This is a genomic window from Ewingella americana ATCC 33852 (assembly GCF_000735345.1).
Lineage (GTDB): Bacteria > Pseudomonadota > Gammaproteobacteria > Enterobacterales > Enterobacteriaceae > Ewingella > Ewingella americana.
Map to the genome: position 1 here is coordinate 25762 of NZ_JMPJ01000058.1, position 15845 is coordinate 41606.

The window sequence follows — 15845 nt, forward strand, 5'->3', positions numbered from 1 at the left end:
ATAAAAAAACCCGCTCGATGGCGGGTTTTTTAAAGAGTACGACGAGATTACTTGTCGTTTTTCAGCTTACGCATTACCAGCGTGGCGTTAGTGCCGCCGAAGCCGAAGCTGTTAGACATCACGGTAGTCAGCTCGCGTTGAGTTGGCTTAGTGATGATGTCCATGCCTTCAGCCTGCTCATCGAGGTTTTCGATGTTGATGCTTGGTGCGATGAAGTTATTTTCAGCCATCAGTAAGGTGTAGATAGCTTCCTGCACGCCAGCGGCACCCAGAGAGTGGCCTGTCATCGCTTTGGTAGAAGACAGAGCTGGCGTTGTAGCGCCGAACACTTCGCGGATTGCGCCGAGTTCTTTCACGTCGCCTACTGGAGTAGAAGTGCCGTGGACGTTGACGTAGTCAATCGGGGTATCAACACCCTGCATTGCCATCTTCATACAACGTACTGCGCCTTCGCCTGATGGAGCAACCATGTCTGCGCCGTCAGAAGTCGCGCCGTAGCCAACGATTTCTGCGTAGATGTGCGCGCCACGTGCCAGAGCGTGTTCCAGCTCTTCCACAACAACCATACCGCCGCCGCCAGCGATGACGAAACCGTCACGGGCTTTATCGTAGGTACGGGAAGCTTTATCTGGAGTGTCGTTGTAGCTGGTAGAGAGTGCGCCCATGGCGTCGAACTCACAGGCCATTTCCCAGCACAGCTCTTCGCCGCCACCGGCAAAGACCACGTCTTGCTTACCGAGCTGAATCATTTCTACCGCGTTACCGATGCAGTGAGCAGAGGTCGCACAAGCAGAGCTGATCGAATAGTTAACGCCACGAATTTTGAACGGAGTCGCGAGGCAAGCAGAAACGCCAGAAGCCATCGCCTTAGTCACCATATAAGGACCCACGCCGCGCAGACCTTTAGCACGCATGCCGTCTGAACCCGCAACTTGGTTACGTGGTGAACCGCCGCCGGAACCTGCGATCAGGCCGGTACGCTCGTTAGAAACCATCTCAGGCGTCAGACCAGAATCTTCGATAGCCTGCTGCATGGACAGATAAGCGTAGATAGAAGCATCACTCATGAAACGCACGACCTTACGATCGATAAGCCCTGCGGTGTCTAACTTAACATCACCCCAGACATGGCTACGCATTCCGGCATCTTTCAACTCTTGCGAGAAGGTGATCCCTGAGCGCCCTTCTTGCAGGGAGTTAAGTACTTCCTGCTTGTTGTTACCGATGCTCGAGATGATACCCAGGCCAGTAATGACTGCACGTTTCATTTAATACCTCTTGTACTATTAACTATTCGGGATTTCGTGACGCACTCTAGCGTACAGTTGTACGCCGAACAAGTCCGATCAGCAATTCCTTGTGTAAATCGCAGTAAATTTGCGCGAGGTCAAACTGGCCGTTAAACTTCGGCATCGCCTTGAACTGAGGGAGTTTCACGTGAGCCACACCCCAATCCAGCCCGCCGAATTAAGTTGGAACGAACAGGGTACACCTGTTTCCCGACATTTTGATGACGTCTATTTTTCCAACCAAAACGGCCTGCTGGAAACCCGCCACGTCTTTCTAAACGGTAACGGATTCCCACAACGCTTTGCCGAACATCCGCGCTCAGTCTGCGTCATTGCAGAAACTGGGTTCGGCACCGGCCTGAACTTTCTCACTCTGTGGCAAGCCTTTGATGACTTTAGCCAGCAGCAGCCCGAAGCGCGGCTAAAACGCCTGCATTTCATTAGCTTCGAGAAATTCCCACTCTCCGTAAATGATCTAACAGCAGCGTTAGCCCAGTGGCCTGAACTTTCTGAATATGCCAGCCAGCTTATCGCCCAGTGGCCGCTGCCTTTTTCCGGCTGCCACCGCCTGTTGCTAGATAACGGGCGCATCACTCTCGACCTGTGGTTCGGCGATGTTACTACCCTGCTTCCTGCTTGTGACAGCAGTATGAATCAGCAGGTTGATGCCTGGTTTTTAGACGGTTTTGCCCCTTCTAAAAACCCCGATATGTGGACTCCAGAGCTGTTCGCTAATATGGCGCGGCTTTCACGCTCGCAAGGCACGCTGGCAACCTTTACCGTGGCTGGTTTTGTCCGTCGCGGTTTACTCGATGCAGGCTTTGACGTCGGGAAAGTAAAAGGGTTCGGTCAAAAGAAACATATGCTTAGCGGCGTGATGAATAATCCACTGAATCTGCCCCATTCGGCCCCGTGGTATCAGCGCCCGGCGGCAGAAAACACACAAGACATTGCTATTATCGGCGGCGGCGTCGCCAGTGCCGTGCTGGCGCTGGCGCTGCTGCGTCGCGACTTTAACGTCACCCTTTATTGTGCCGATGACCAACCGGCTCAGGGTGCTTCGGGGAATCGTCAGGGCGCGGTTTATCCGCTGCTTAATGGTAAAAGCGACGCGCTGGAGCGCTTCTTCTCGCACGCATTCACCTTCGCACGCCGCCAGTATCAGGCTTTAGCGGCAAGTGGCGTCGCGTTCGACCACCAGTGGTGCGGCGTTAGCCAGATTGGCTATGACGTAAAAAGCCAAGGCAAGATTGATAAGATCCTCGCAGGAGAACTGCCCGCCGAGCTCGCCGCCGCCCTCACCCAGCAGCAGCTGACAGAAGCCAGCGGGTTGGAGTGTCATCACGGCGGGATAAACTATCCGCTGGGCGGTTGGCTCTGCCCTGCTCAACTGACCACTGAGTTAATTCGGCTGGCGCAGACTCTGGGCCTGAAGGCGCACTTCAACCGGCCGGTCACTGCGCTACAACAAACGGCGGGCAGCGGCTGGGCGATGACCTTCGCCGATGGCGAAACCGTGCAGCATGAGAGTCTGGTATTGGCGAATGGCGCGAACATTACTGATTTCCAGCAAACCGAGAAGCTGCCGGTGTACGCCGTCGGCGGGCAGGTTTCACATATTCCCACCACGCCGGAACTGCAAAAGCTTAAACAAGTGCTGTGCTATGACGGCTACCTCACGCCGGTTAACCCACTGAATCAGCACCATTGCATTGGCGCGAGCTATCACCGGGCTGATAAATCGACGGCTTATCGCGAAGATGACCAGCAACAGAACCGCCAGCGGCTGATTGATTGCTTGCCGCAAGCCGACTGGGCGCGAGAAGTCGACGTGAGCAGCGGCGAAGCCCGAAATGGCGTGCGCTGCGCGACCCGCGACCACCTGCCGATGGTGGGTGCAGTGGCCGATTATGACGCCATGCTTGAGGCTTATAGCAAACTGGATATCGCCGTGAAACGCGGCCAGCCGGTGGCCGATGCGCCATACCATCGCAATCTATTCCTGCTTGGGGCGCTGGGTTCGCGTGGGCTAAGTTCAGCCCCGCTGGTAGCGGAAGTGCTGGCGGCGCAAATCTCGGAGGAGCCGATGCCGCTTGATAGCGAAACGCTGGCGGCGCTTAACCCGCATCGCATGTGGGTAAGAAAGCTGCTGAAGGGCAAACCGGTAGTGAGCGAAGAGAACTGACAGAATTGACAAAGGGCCTGATGGCCCTTTGTTTTTACAAGGTATGACTGATTATTTGGCTTCTGGCAGAGACGCCTGATAGAGGTTTTCCCACATGCCGAGCACCAGAACCTGATCGCGCGGAGAGAGTTCCCCGGCCTTGATGGCATTATCTAGGCTGTGTTGCACCCGTACTTTCAATGCTTCGGCAGTGTGTTCGCCGTTCTCTTCCGCGTCGGCAACCGCCACGGTCAGATGGCCTCGCAGATAGCCACTGGCGAACAGCTCATCATCGCTGGCGCTTTCAACCATGTCGTCAATCAGCGTCAAAATACGCGCTTCAAATTCTGCGATCATCAATCATCCTCAATTATTCAATATTCAGAAATTCATTCTAGCGGTTGCAGCGCTGGGAAATCTGCCGCCGTCAAAGGTGCCGTATTGTAAAACGATTGTAACGCTTTTATAAAGCGTGCCGGTCTGGCTGGAATGCCTTGTTGCAACACTCGCAGCACTTCTTCGCGGACTTTATTGTGGAAAGCCACGCGGTCCGGTTCACAATCGCCGCTCAGGTTGTCACAACTGACGTTAAAGCGGAACCCGGCGGCGGCGCAAAATAGCCACTCATAGGATTGAGGCTTAATTTCGACCTTTTCAAATTCACTTTGGGTTTGCGCGTCACGGCCGTCCGGGCAGTACCAGTAACCAAAATCCACCAGCTTGCGGCGCTCGGCCCCGGCCACACACCAGTGGGAGATTTCATGCAATCCGCTGGCGTAATAACCATGCGCAAAAACGATGCGGTTGAAATCTTCCTGCTCGTCGGCAGGCAGGTAAATCGGCTCGTCATCACCTTTAATCAGCCGCGTGTTGAATTCCTCATAGAAGCAGGAATCAAAAATCTGGATTAATTGATGATAATTATGGGTTTCTGTTGAATCGGACATAGTTGCTGCAAAACTCTATCAAGTGAAATTAGGGGCAGATACTCCCCTATTTAAAAATTGTTTTTACTGATATTGATCAGTGATTTGCCTCAGTGACTAGCCTGTTGCTACAGGTGCAAACTGAGCCACTGGTAAATCTCAGCACCGTGGCTGTCGTAAATCAGCTTGCAGCTCATCACCGTCGAGACGCAGACCACCATCGGGCGGATCATCTTCTGCCCTTTGGATAGCACCATGCGAGCCCCGAGGCGCGCGCCGATAAACTGCCCGGCCAGCATCACCAAGCCAATACTCCAAATCACTTTATGGCCCATGATGAAGAACAGCAGGCCGCCGAAGTTAGAGGTGAAGTTCAGCACTTTGGCGTGTGCCGTGGCTTTGGCAAGGTTAAAGCCGCACAGCATCACAAAGCCCAGCGCGTAGAAAGAGCCCGCGCCCGGCCCGAAAAAGCCGTCGTAAAAGCCGACGCAGCCACCGCCGACCAGTGCATAAGGCAGCGCGGACAAACGGCGCTGGCGGTCGCTTTCACCCAATCTTGGCGTCAGCAGAAAATAGAGACCAATGCAGATGATCAGCAGCGGCAGGATCTGCCGGAGCATGTCTGCCCGCAGGTGCTGAATCAAAATCGCGCCCAATACCGAGCCTACAAAGGTGCAGGCAATATTGAGCTTTTGGTCGTTTAGGTTCACCACGCCACGGCGCACAAAGTACAGGCTGGCGGAGAAGGAGCCGCCGACCGCCGAGAGCTTGTTGGTGGCAATTGCCTGAGCGGGAGAAACCCCCGCCGCCAGCAGTGCCGGTAAGCTGAGTAAACCTCCGCCCCCGGCTATTGAATCAATAAACCCCGCTAAAACAGCCACTAAAAACAGAACGCCTACTACCCAAGGGGCAACAATCAACCAATCCATTTTTCTTTTTGTCTCGCTCTATAAAGCGGGGAATGTTCAATAGCGATTAGAGCACGTGTTTATCCAGCAGCGCCTGACAAGAAGGCGGCAACGGAGGTGGCTCTTTTTTCACTGGCGTACCCGTGCCCGGTTTAGGTGGCAGGAACCAACTTTGCAGTTCCGCACCGCAACCATCTCCCGGAGGAGGCGGAGCCTGATCTTCACATTCTAGGCTGCCCGCAGGGCAACGCAGACGGACGTGCATATGCGCACGATGACCAAACCATGGGCGAACCTTGTGCAGCCAAGCACGATCCGTTCCAGCATCAGCACACAGCTGCTGCTTAATGGCTGGATTGACGAAGATGCGCGTCACGTCGTTGTCCTGCGCGGCCAGCTTGATCAGCGTTTCAATGCGCGGTTGCCACTGTCTCTGGTTTACGGTTTTGCCGTCAGCATTAACCAAATCAATCGGCTGCGGCTTGAGCAGCATCTGCTCGCTCCAGCGCTGACGCGGCAGTTGCAGCCAGATATCGACATCCAAACCCGACTGGTGGCTAGCATGTCCACTGCTAAAACGACCACCGGCGGGCATCGCCATATCGCCAATCAGCATGGTGCCAAGACCTTTATCCGTCGCCTGAAGTCCCAGACGTTTGATAAAAGCCAGCAGGTCAGGCTGGCCGAAATAGCGGCGCTGGTCGGTGCGCATCACCTGATAATTTGGCGAATTCAGCGGCAGAGGCTGGGCACCAATCTGGCAGCCATTGGCGAAACCGCCGATAGCCTGCGGCGTTCCCGCCACCGGATGGGTGATTTTTTGCCAAGGCGTTACCGCCAGAGCGGGCGCGCAAAACGCCAGCGCCAGCAGGCCAGCGCAGGCCGTTTTGAACAGATTTGCCGTCATGAAAGCAGGTTTCATCGGTTTACCACCTTTGATTAGCCAATCACCAACGCGGAACGCTTGAGTTCACATCACCGTTTTGAGCACGTTGACGCAGCAAGTGGTCCATCAGCACGATAGCCATCATCGCTTCGGCGATTGGCACGGCGCGGATACCAACGCAAGGGTCGTGGCGACCTTTGGTTATCATCTCCACCTGCTCCCCTTCGCGGTTAATGGTGCGCCCCGGAACGGTGATGCTAGAGGTCGGTTTCAACGCAATATGCGCGATAACCGGCTGACCGCTGCTGATACCGCCGAGAATGCCGCCTGCGTGGTTGCTTTCAAAGCCGTTTGGTGTGATTTCGTCACGGTTTTCGCTGCCGCGCTTGGTGACTACGGCAAAACCGTCGCCAATTTCCACGCCTTTCACCGCGTTGATGCTCATCAGCGCGTGAGCCAAATCAGCGTCAAGACGGTCGAAGACCGGCTCGCCGAGGCCCGCTGGCAGGTTTTCCGCCATCACGGTAATTTTCGCGCCGATAGAGTCACCGGCCTTTTTCAGCTCGCGCATCAGTTCGTCCAATGCTTCCAGCTTGGACTCATCCGGGCAGAAGAAGGGGTTGGTTTCTACCAAGTCCCAATCTTTCAACTCACAGCTGACATCGCCAATCTGTGCCAGATAGCCACGGACTTTTACGCCAAATTTTTGCGCCAGATATTTCTTGGCGACGGCACCTGCGGCAACGCGCATGGCGGTTTCACGGGCAGAAGAACGGCCGCCGCCGCGATAGTCGCGCACGCCATATTTCTGCTCGTAGGTGTAGTCAGCGTGTCCCGGACGGAAAACGTCTTTAATCGCGCTGTAATCCTGAGAACGCTGGTCAGTATTCTCAATGATCAGGCCGATGCTGGTGCCGGTAGTGACACCTTCGAACACGCCGGAGAGGATCTTCACCTGATCCGGTTCGCGGCGCTGGGTGGTGTAGCGCGACGTGCCCGGACGACGACGATCAAGATCGTGCTGTAAATCGGCTTCGGTCAGCGGAATGCCCGGTGGCACGCCGTCGATGATGCAACCCAAGGCCACGCCGTGGGATTCGCCAAAAGTGGTGACGCGGAAAAACTGCCCAATACTGTTCCCTGCCATCACGGCTCCTTAACCATTATGTTGTTTATTTGATGAGGTGACCGGCTGCGAGGCCCGTCACCCAAAATTTTTTAGTCGCGGTAAGCAGTGAAATACTCTGCGCAATCCAGCAACTGCTGCTTAGTAAGCATAAATACGCCGTCGCCGCCGTTTTCGAATTCCAGCCAAGTAAATGGAATCTCTGGGTACTGTTCCATCAGATGTACCATGCTGTTACCCACTTCACAAATCAGCACGCCCTGCTCGGTCAGGTAGTCTGGCGCACAGGCCAGAATGCGGCGAGTCAGCTTCAGACCGTCGGTGCCGGAAGCCAAGCCCAGCTCAGGCTCGTGGCGATATTCCTGCGGCAGGTCTGACATATCTTCTTCGTCAACGTATGGCGGGTTAGTGACGATCAGGTCGTACTGCAATGACACCAGTTCGCGGAACAGGTCGGAGCGAATTGGAGTGACCCAGTTCTCGACGCCGTGGGCTTCGATATTGCGTTCGGCAACCGCCAGCGCGTCGGCAGAGATATCTACCGCGTCGACTTCCGTTTCCGGGAAAGCATAGGCACAGGCGATGGCAATACAGCCGCTACCGGTACACATGTCGAGAATGTGCTGCGGCTTGTCGCGCAGGATGCCGGAGAAGCGATTGTCGATCAGTTCGCCAATCGGTGAGCGCGGCACCAGCACGCGTTCGTCAACGTAGAACTCCATGCCGCAGAACCAGGCTTTGTTAGTCAGGTAGGCGACCGGCACACGCTCGTTAACGCGGCGGATCACGCGCTCAACGATGCGATGACGCTCGCTTGAGGTCAGGCGTGCGGTGTGCATGTCTTCTGGGATGTCGAGCGGCAGGAACACGCTTGGCAGCACCAGCTGCACGGCTTCATCCCACGGGTTGTCGGTACCATGGCCATAATAAACATTAGCGGCGTTCAGGCGGCTTACTGTCCAACGCAGCATGTCCTGAATGGTGTGAAGCTCGCCTACGGCTTCATCTACGAATATTTTGTCCAATTTTCTCTCCTGACGGCAGGCTGGCTTTTAACAGCCCTTTAACCGTGGGTTTACAGTACCTAATTTGCCGCATAGTTTGCCACGAAGCCGGGGACAAATCAGCAGCTATAGGCAGTTGTTGCGAGAAGTGATGGGAATTTAAGTCTGAGTTTTAGTTAACCCTCGACTAATGCGCAGGTACACTGTGAAAATGAACTAAGAATGATGATGAATCCATGAAGAAAAAACATGCGCTAAGCCCGGAGGAAAAGCTGCTTTTCCGTGAAGCCGTGCCGGGGATTAAACGCCTGCAAAATGACACTATTACTCATCGTCCGGTGCGTAAAAAAGTGACCGAGGTGTCGCCGAAAAAGCTGTTACAAGAACAGGTGGATGCGACTTACTACTTCTCCGACGAATTCCAGCCGATGTTGCAGGAAGAAGGCCCGGTGCGCCACGTGCGCCCGGATGTCAGCCATTTCGAGTTAAAGAAGCTGCGCCGCGGCGACTACTCGCCGGAGCTGTTCCTCGATTTGCACGGCCTGACTCAGCACGAAGCCAAGCAGGAGCTGGGCGCGCTGATTGCCGCCTGTCGCCGCGAGCACGTACACTGCGCCTGCGTGATGCACGGTCACGGCAAGCACATTCTCAAGCAGCAGACGCCGCTGTGGCTGGCGCAGCACCCTGACGTGTTAGCCTTCCATCAAGCACCCAAAGAGCTGGGCGGAACTGCCGCGCTGTTAGTGTTGATTGAGCTGGATGATAAGCAGCAAGAGCTGTAACTCGCCCGCCGATTGGCAAAAGTAGAAAGCAAAAAAGCACAGCCTGAGCTGTGCTTTTTCATTTCTAGCGGAGCAAGGTTTTAGACTTTCGCCATCACCTGACAAGGGCTGAACTGCCAGTCGAAGGTGCCTTTGCCGGTTTCAGCGTCTAACTCTACGCTGGCCATCGCTGAGGTGGCGAACATCGGCGGGCAAACCCCCGGACACAACTCGGCGACCAGATAGCCCACCAGCGGCAGGTGTGAGACCACCAGCACGCTGCTCACGCCCTCCAGCGCCAGCGCATGAAGTTCTTGCGCGACGATGGCCGGATCCCCACCCGGAGTCAGTTCTTTCAGAACTTCCACCTCGTCGGGCAAGCCGATTGCCTGTTTCACTTTTTCCAGCGTCTGCTGCGCACGTAGATACGGGCTAACCAAAACACGCTGAATATTGATTGCGCGACCTTTCAGCCACGCCGCCATATGTACTGATTCGTCACATCCGCACTCGGTAAGAGGTCTTGCCGAATCACTGGCTGCTTCAAGAGCTGCCTCACCGTGACGCATAATCACAACTTGCATATTGCACCGCTTTTGTTAACAAAAATAGCGCTATACAGAAACGCCTTGCGTGCTGTATCACCCTTTGCCCGATGCTTTCGTTGAAAGCCTGAAGGGCAAACCACAGCCACCTAACGCGCCGTCTCTCTATGGCGGCCGGGCATTTTGCCTGAAACTTCACGTAAAGAAAACGCTGTTTTTTACATCAACTGATTCCACTTGTAAACTAGTTTGCCTACTTATTAATCATATTGGATGTATTTCAAACGCTTGCTGTAAAGCTCATCACTGCCTAAGCAGCTCACAATATTTCTTTTCGCACAGAGGCATTATCTGACTCATTACAGTATCTAGAAACAGACCTTGCCAGATTCCCGCGAAAACGCTGCCTTAGCCGTGATCGTTGTCACAGGATGATGAGCTTTCATGCGCGCCGCAATAATCCCGGCATGAAAGCTTTTCATCATCCGCCGCTTTTTCAAGTCAACTGCATCATGGCCAACAGCCTCATGAATAGAAGCGGCTGCCCTCCTGCGCCCGGCGTATCAGGCCCGAGCATGGCGCGAAGTGCTCGCCATAATGCTGCTGGAGGCCCTGCAAGGTTTTCAGCACTTCTGCCGCGCCGAGTTGGTCGATGTAGCGGAACGGCCCTCCGAGGAACGGCGGGAAGCCGATGCCAAACACCGCACCAATATCGCCATCGCGGGCGCTGCGGATGACATTTTCGTCCAGACAGCGCACCGCCTCGTTGAGCATCAGCATCACGCAGCGACGAGCAATCAGCTCCCCGCCCTGCTGCTGTTTTGGCGACAGGTTGAGCAAACGGTAAATCGCCGGGTCAGCCTGTTTCTTCTTCGCCGGGCGGCCTTTATCCTCGTAGAGATAGAAGCCTTTGCCGTTTTTGCGCCCTTTACGGTCATCTTGCAGCACGGCATCCAACGCACGCGGCGCGGCAAAGCGCGGACCCAAGGCATTGACCAGAATCGGAATGATTTTGGTGCCGACGTCGATACCAACCTCGTCCAGCAATTGCAGTGGCCCGACCGGGAAACCGAAATCAACCAGCGCTTTATCAATATGTTCAATCGGCTCCCCTTCTAATAAGCAGCGCGCCGCTTCATTAATATAAGGAGCAAGAATGCGGTTTACATAGAACCCGGCGCTGTCACCCACCACAATCGCCGTTTTGCCCTGTTTCTTCGCCAGCGCCACGGTGGTCGAAATAGTCTGCTCGCTGGTTCCTGCATGGGGGATAACCTCAACTAGCGGCATTTTGTCCACCGGGCTGAAATAGTGCAGACCAATCACGTTCTGCGGCCTGCTGGCAGTGGCCGCAATGTCGTGAATCGGCAAAGAAGAGGTGTTTGAAGCAAAAACCGTATGCTCAGAGGCATTTTGCTCAATCTCAGAAACCATCTTTTGCTTGAGTTGTAGATCCTCAAACACGGCTTCAACCACTAAATCGACGCGCTCAAAACCGCTGTAATCGATGGTGCCGGAAATCAGCATCATCTGGCGCTGCTGCTCGGCCTTTTTCAATCGACCACGGCGAACGCGCTTCTCTAGCAGATCCCAGCTGTATTTCAGCGCGTGGCGAATGCCTTCCTGATTGATGTCTTTGATCCTCACCGGCAGGCCCGCGCGCGTGGCGGTGACATTGGCGATGCCGCCCCCCATCAGCCCGCCGCCGAGAATGCCCACTCTGCGCAGTGGCAGCGGGTCGGCGTCGGCTCCACGCTCTTTCTTCAAGGCCGTAGAAGCGAAGAATAAACCGCGCAGCGCCGCCGACTGTGGCGTCATCACTAGCTCGCCAAAGGCTTCGGCTTCAGCCTGATAACCACTGGTGCGCCCGCTATCCAGCCCCTGCTTGACCACGTCGATGATCTTTTCGGTAGCCGGGTAGTTGCCGTGAGTTTTGGCTCGGGTCTTTTTGCGAACCACCGAGAACAGCACTGCTTTGCCCAAGGGGCCGCCCGCCAAGCGCGCCTGCCAAGGCAGCGGAGCGCGGCTTTTGCGCCCTTGCAGCACGCGCTCAATGGCAGTTTGCAGCAAAATGGATTGCGGCACGGCGTCATCCACCAGCCCCATTCGCTGTGCCTGTTTGGCGCGAATACTGCGCCCGGTGAGCATCATATCCAGCGCTTTCGGCGCGCCAATCAGCCTTGGTAACCTCTGGGTGCCGCCAGAGCCCGGCAACAGGCCAAGCTGCACTTCAGGCAGCCCAAGCTGCGTTTTATCGTCGAGGGAGCAAATTCGCGAATGGCAAGCCAGCGCCAACTCTAGCCCGCCGCCAAGGCAGGCTCCGTGAATAGCGGCCACCACCGGCACCGGAAATGCCGAGATATGCGACATCACTGTCTGGCCTTTGGTGGCTAGCTCACTGGCTTCGCGCGCCGTTTGGCAGCTACTGATCATGCTGATATCGGCACCGGCGATAAAGGAGTCGGTTTTACCGGAAATCAGCACCAAGCCTTTCAACTGCGAGTATTGCTGGGCTTTCTGCAAAATCGTGCCGATTTGTTCAACAAATTCAGCCTTTAAGGTATTCACCTTTTCATTCGGCACGTCGATGGTGATGATGCCAACGTGCTGGTTGGTAAAGGTCAGTTTGAATGCAGAATCCGGCTGGTTCTCCAGCAAGAACAGGTCGTCGGTCATTCGGCTGCCTCCAGAATCATTGCGGCACCTAAACCACCCGCCGCGCAGGCAGTGGTCAGCCCGTAACGCCCGCCGCGACGGCGAAGCTCGTGTAATGTTTGAGTTATCATGCGCGCGCCGGTGGCGGCAAAAGGATGGCCATAGGCTAGAGAGCCGCCTAGCACGTTGAATCTCTCCCAGTCTATTTCGCCGATGGATTGCTCACGCCCCAGCTTCTCGCGGGCAAACGTCTCACTGGCGAACATTTTGATGTTTGCCAGCGTTTGTGCGGCGAAAGCCTCGTGCATCTCAATTAAGTCCAAATCGCTGAGCGTCAGCCCTGCCCTGTCCAGCGCAATTGGCGTGGCGTAAGCCGGGCCTAACAGCATATCTTCCCAAACGTCGATGGCGGCGAAGGCGAAACTTTTCAAATAACCCAGCGGCTTTAGGCCGAGTTCGCGCGCGCGGGATTCGCTCATCATCAGTACCGCCGCCGCGCCATCGGTTAATGGCGTACTGGTGGCCGCCGTGACCGTGCCGTGGCGGCGATCAAAGGCTGGGCGAAGTTTGGTGTATTGGCTCAGTTCAGACTGGGTGCGGATATTATTGTCTTTCTGCAACACGTCGCGGTACGGCGGCACTTGGGCGGCCATCACCTGCGAATCGAGATAGCCGTTCTCCCACGCCTGAGTCGCTAACGTGTGGGAACGGTGCGCCAATTCGTCCTGCTGCTGGCGGGAAATACCGTGGGTTTTCGCCATCTGTTCGGCGGTATCGCCCATGCGCAGGCCGGTGGAATATTCGGCCACGGCGGGCGGCACCGGCAGTAAGTCGCGGAATTTCAATTTGCTAAATAGCGCCAGACGCTGCGACAGCGTGCGGGCTTTGTTGACATCAACCAGGGTGCGCGCCAGCCGTTTGCTAACCCCAATCGGCAAGACCGAAGAGGAATCCGCGCCCCCGGCGATGCCGATACTGACCGACCCGCTAATGATACTTTCCGCCACGTTCGCCACGGCTTGAAAACTGGTGGCGCAGGCGCGGGAGACGCTGTAGGCATCTGTCGAGACACTCATGCCGGTGCCGAGCACGATTTCGCGCGCGATATTGGGAGCTTCGGGCATTTGCACTACCTGCCCAAACACCAGCTGATCGATAATTTTTGGGTCGATGCCGCTTTTCGCCAGCAGCTCACTGACCACCATCTTACCCAAATCAACCGCCGGAATGCCGTGGTACGCCGTGGCCTGCTTGGCGAATGGCGTGCGTAAACCATCGACAATCGCGATGCGATCGCCTTCACGCGTCACCAGCGGGATAACCTTATTCATACGGACTCCAATTTAAGAGGTCAGACCTGATAAGTCAGTTTTAACCATATGTTTACATTTAGCAAATAGCTAAAGGAGGGAACTGCGAGCGACTGCAAAAAAAACCGCGACACAGGGGTCGCGGCTTGGAGAACTGAGAGAATTTTGCAGGTTGGGTTTAGCGCAACCCTAGTTGGAAGATCATGGTTTCGGCTTGGCATGAGAAAGTGAAGTCGATATTCAGCTCAACGCCGCCTTCAACCTTTTCAATTCGGCTATCAATCACGCAAGGCTCAGATTCAACCGCGCGCGCTTTGGCGGTCAGGCTGTTTAGCATCTCATTTGCCTGAGCTTCGGTGGCAAATACGTGACTGTAGGAGGCGGTGCAGTCGGTGTTGTCCATGATAGTACCGACATCAACACAACAGCAGGCCGCCGTTTCTTCCGCGCCGCATTTGTTAATGGAGTGCAGAGGTTGGGTGGATTTCGATGACAAAGTTGCTTCGGACATAATCTTCTCCTGGGCCAAATTTTCGCCTTAGCGCTCGGCCCTGTTAGTCATTCAAAGTTGTATTTTCCACCACTATTTTACGCCTGCTCGGCCACAACGCCTAGCACTTACTTTTTGTGTGTCTTTTAAGTGACTAATATCACAGAAATAAATTCAAAAGGTTATAAATGTCACCAAGTTTTAACTCTCGAGTTATTAAGTTCCGCCGGAGCTGTATGTTTTTTGTTAAGCGGATCTAATTTCTGGCATCAAATTGGAAATATCCATGAAACATCATTGCAACATGTGTACAGGTCGGACCTATACTTCGCTCACTGGTCTGATTTGTCAGACTGAGAACGAACCCTACAATCCCGCGCTCATTGTTACTTGATGTAACATTGTTTGATAAAAACATAAAATTGAGGTTTTGGTCATGAACCAGAAAAACCTGTTGAAAAGATCAGCTCTGGCAGCTGCAGTGGCAATTGTTTCCTCAAACGTGTATGCGGCCGGTTTTCAGTTAAATGAATACACCGCAGCCGGTCTTGGTCGTTCGTTTTCAGGTGAAGGGGCCATTGCTGATACCGCAGCATCCGGCAGCCGAAACCCGGCAACCATGACCATGTTTGATCGCCCTTCTTTCTCCGGCGGTGCGATTTACGTCGCGCCTGACGTCAACATTACGGGTCGCTCGCCAATTACGGGCAACAGCACTGACGCCGATAACATCGCGCCAAACCAGTGGGTGCCGAACCTGCACTTCATTCTGCCGTTGAATGACAAGTGGGCCTTGGGCGCATCTTCCACCTCCAACTACGGTCTGGCGACCGAGTTCAACGACAACTACGCGGCAGGTCCTTTAGGCGGCAAAACCGACCTGATCACCATCAACAACAACTTGAGCGCGGCGTATCGTGTTAACGATCACTTCAGCTTAGGTTTAGGCTTCGATGCTGTATGGGCAAAAGCGAAAATCAGCCGCACGGCGGGTGAGCTAGGCCCTATCCAATCACGCGGCCAATTGCCAGCCAAGACCGAGATTGCTCACCTGAAGGGTGACGAATGGGGCTTCGGCTGGAATGCCGGTATCCTGTATGAAGTGGATGAAAATAACCGCTACGGTTTCACCTACCGCTCCAAAGTGGATATCGACTTTAAAGGTGATTACCGCAACAGCGTCCCAGTTCAGGCAGGCGGCACCGGCGGCAGCACAATTCCGGGCTCTTTAACGCTGAACTTGCCAGAAATGTGGGAAATCTCAGGTTATAACAAAGTGGCACCGAAATGGGCGATTCACTACAGCTTGGCTTACACCAGCTGGAGCGAATTCCAAGAGCTGAAAGCTACCGGTAGCAACGGCCAGACGCTGTTCCAGAAAGATGAAAACTATCACGATGCTTACCGCATCGCGCTGGGTACCACCTATTACTATGACGATAACTGGACCTTCCGTACCGGTATCGCCTTCGATGATAGCCCGGTTCCAGCAGATAACCGCACCATCTCGATTCCTGACCAAGACCGTTTCTGGATAAGCGCCGGTACCACTTATGCGTTTAACAAAGATGCGTCGGTTGACCTGGGTGTGTCTTACATGCACGGCCAGACGGTTAACATCAGCGAGAAAGTGGCTGACGGCGTGCCGAACTATGAGTTCCAAGCCAAAGGTACCGCGATGCTGTACGGCGCTAACTTCAACTACAGTTTCTAATGCGACAGTTTGCAATATCTGGCTTAGTTTGTTGATTGCCAGACACAAAAAAAGCGCCGAACGGACG

14 protein-coding genes are annotated in these 15845 nt (G+C 54.8%); 3 read left to right on the forward strand and 11 right to left on the reverse strand.

Features of this window, described 5'->3' with window-relative positions; translation table 11 throughout:
* Window positions 1-47 precede the first annotated feature (47 nt).
* A complete protein-coding gene (gene fabB / locus GEAM_RS12215; protein ID WP_034791854.1) occupies window positions 48-1268 on the reverse strand; it encodes a beta-ketoacyl-ACP synthase I in 1221 nt (406 codons plus the stop codon).
* Between the two features lie 169 nt (window positions 1269-1437).
* Here fabB and mnmC point away from each other — a divergent pair, with 169 nt between their 5' ends.
* Entirely contained in the window at window positions 1438-3474 is a 2037-nt protein-coding gene (gene mnmC, locus GEAM_RS12220) for a bifunctional tRNA (5-methylaminomethyl-2-thiouridine)(34)-methyltransferase MnmC2/FAD-dependent 5-carboxymethylaminomethyl-2-thiouridine(34) oxidoreductase MnmC1 (RefSeq protein ID WP_034791856.1), read from the forward strand.
* Window positions 3475-3525: 51 nt separating this feature from the next.
* Here mnmC and GEAM_RS12225 read toward each other — a convergent pair whose 3' ends face one another.
* From GEAM_RS12225 to prmB, 6 genes are all read right to left on the reverse strand, one after another.
* Window positions 3526-3810 carry a YfcL family protein gene (locus tag GEAM_RS12225; protein ID WP_034791857.1) on the reverse strand — a complete coding sequence of 95 codons (285 nt, stop codon included), beginning with the start codon at window positions 3808-3810 and terminating at the stop codon, window positions 3526-3528.
* A gap of 32 nt (window positions 3811-3842) precedes the next feature.
* Entirely contained in the window at window positions 3843-4400 is a 558-nt protein-coding gene (locus tag GEAM_RS12230) for an elongation factor P hydroxylase (RefSeq protein WP_034791858.1), read from the reverse strand.
* Window positions 4401-4507: 107 nt separating this feature from the next.
* Window positions 4508-5308: a sulfite exporter TauE/SafE family protein gene (locus GEAM_RS12235; protein ID WP_034791859.1), complete on the reverse strand. Its 801-nt coding sequence runs from the start codon at window positions 5306-5308 to the stop codon at window positions 4508-4510.
* A gap of 46 nt (window positions 5309-5354) precedes the next feature.
* On the reverse strand, window positions 5355-6209 hold the full coding sequence (mepA, locus tag GEAM_RS12240) for a penicillin-insensitive murein endopeptidase (protein ID WP_051899496.1): 855 nt from the start codon (window positions 6207-6209) through the stop codon (window positions 5355-5357).
* A 25-nt stretch (window positions 6210-6234) separates the two neighbouring features.
* Entirely contained in the window at window positions 6235-7320 is a 1086-nt protein-coding gene (gene aroC, locus GEAM_RS12245; protein ID WP_034791860.1) for a chorismate synthase, read from the reverse strand.
* Between the two features lie 71 nt (window positions 7321-7391).
* Complete coding sequence (gene prmB, locus GEAM_RS12250) at window positions 7392-8324, reverse strand: 50S ribosomal protein L3 N(5)-glutamine methyltransferase (protein WP_034791861.1); 933 nt, start codon at window positions 8322-8324, stop codon at window positions 7392-7394.
* A 215-nt stretch (window positions 8325-8539) separates the two neighbouring features.
* On the opposite strand from prmB, the gene smrB reads away from it, so the two are divergent.
* Window positions 8540-9085 (forward strand): endonuclease SmrB, encoded by a 546-nt coding sequence (gene smrB / locus GEAM_RS12255; protein ID WP_034791862.1) that lies wholly within the window; start codon window positions 8540-8542, stop codon window positions 9083-9085.
* An 80-nt stretch (window positions 9086-9165) separates the two neighbouring features.
* Here the strand turns inward: smrB and sixA are convergent, their stop codons facing one another.
* From sixA to GEAM_RS12275, 4 genes are all read right to left on the reverse strand, one after another.
* Complete coding sequence (gene sixA / locus GEAM_RS12260) at window positions 9166-9648, reverse strand: phosphohistidine phosphatase SixA (protein ID WP_034791867.1); 483 nt, start codon at window positions 9646-9648, stop codon at window positions 9166-9168.
* Between the two features lie 486 nt (window positions 9649-10134).
* Entirely contained in the window at window positions 10135-12285 is a 2151-nt protein-coding gene (gene fadJ, locus GEAM_RS12265; RefSeq protein WP_034791868.1) for a fatty acid oxidation complex subunit alpha FadJ, read from the reverse strand.
* Entirely contained in the window at window positions 12282-13595 is a 1314-nt protein-coding gene (gene fadI, locus GEAM_RS12270; protein WP_034791869.1) for an acetyl-CoA C-acyltransferase FadI, read from the reverse strand. Before fadI ends, fadJ begins: the two co-directional genes overlap by 4 nt.
* A gap of 157 nt (window positions 13596-13752) precedes the next feature.
* Window positions 13753-14085, reverse strand: coding sequence for a YfcZ/YiiS family protein (locus GEAM_RS12275; RefSeq protein WP_084674118.1), 333 nt, complete (start codon window positions 14083-14085; stop codon window positions 13753-13755).
* Between the two features lie 415 nt (window positions 14086-14500).
* On the opposite strand from GEAM_RS12275, the gene fadL reads away from it, so the two are divergent.
* Entirely contained in the window at window positions 14501-15778 is a 1278-nt protein-coding gene (gene fadL / locus GEAM_RS12280; RefSeq protein WP_034791870.1) for a long-chain fatty acid transporter FadL, read from the forward strand.
* The last annotated feature ends 67 nt before the right edge of the window (window positions 15779-15845 follow it).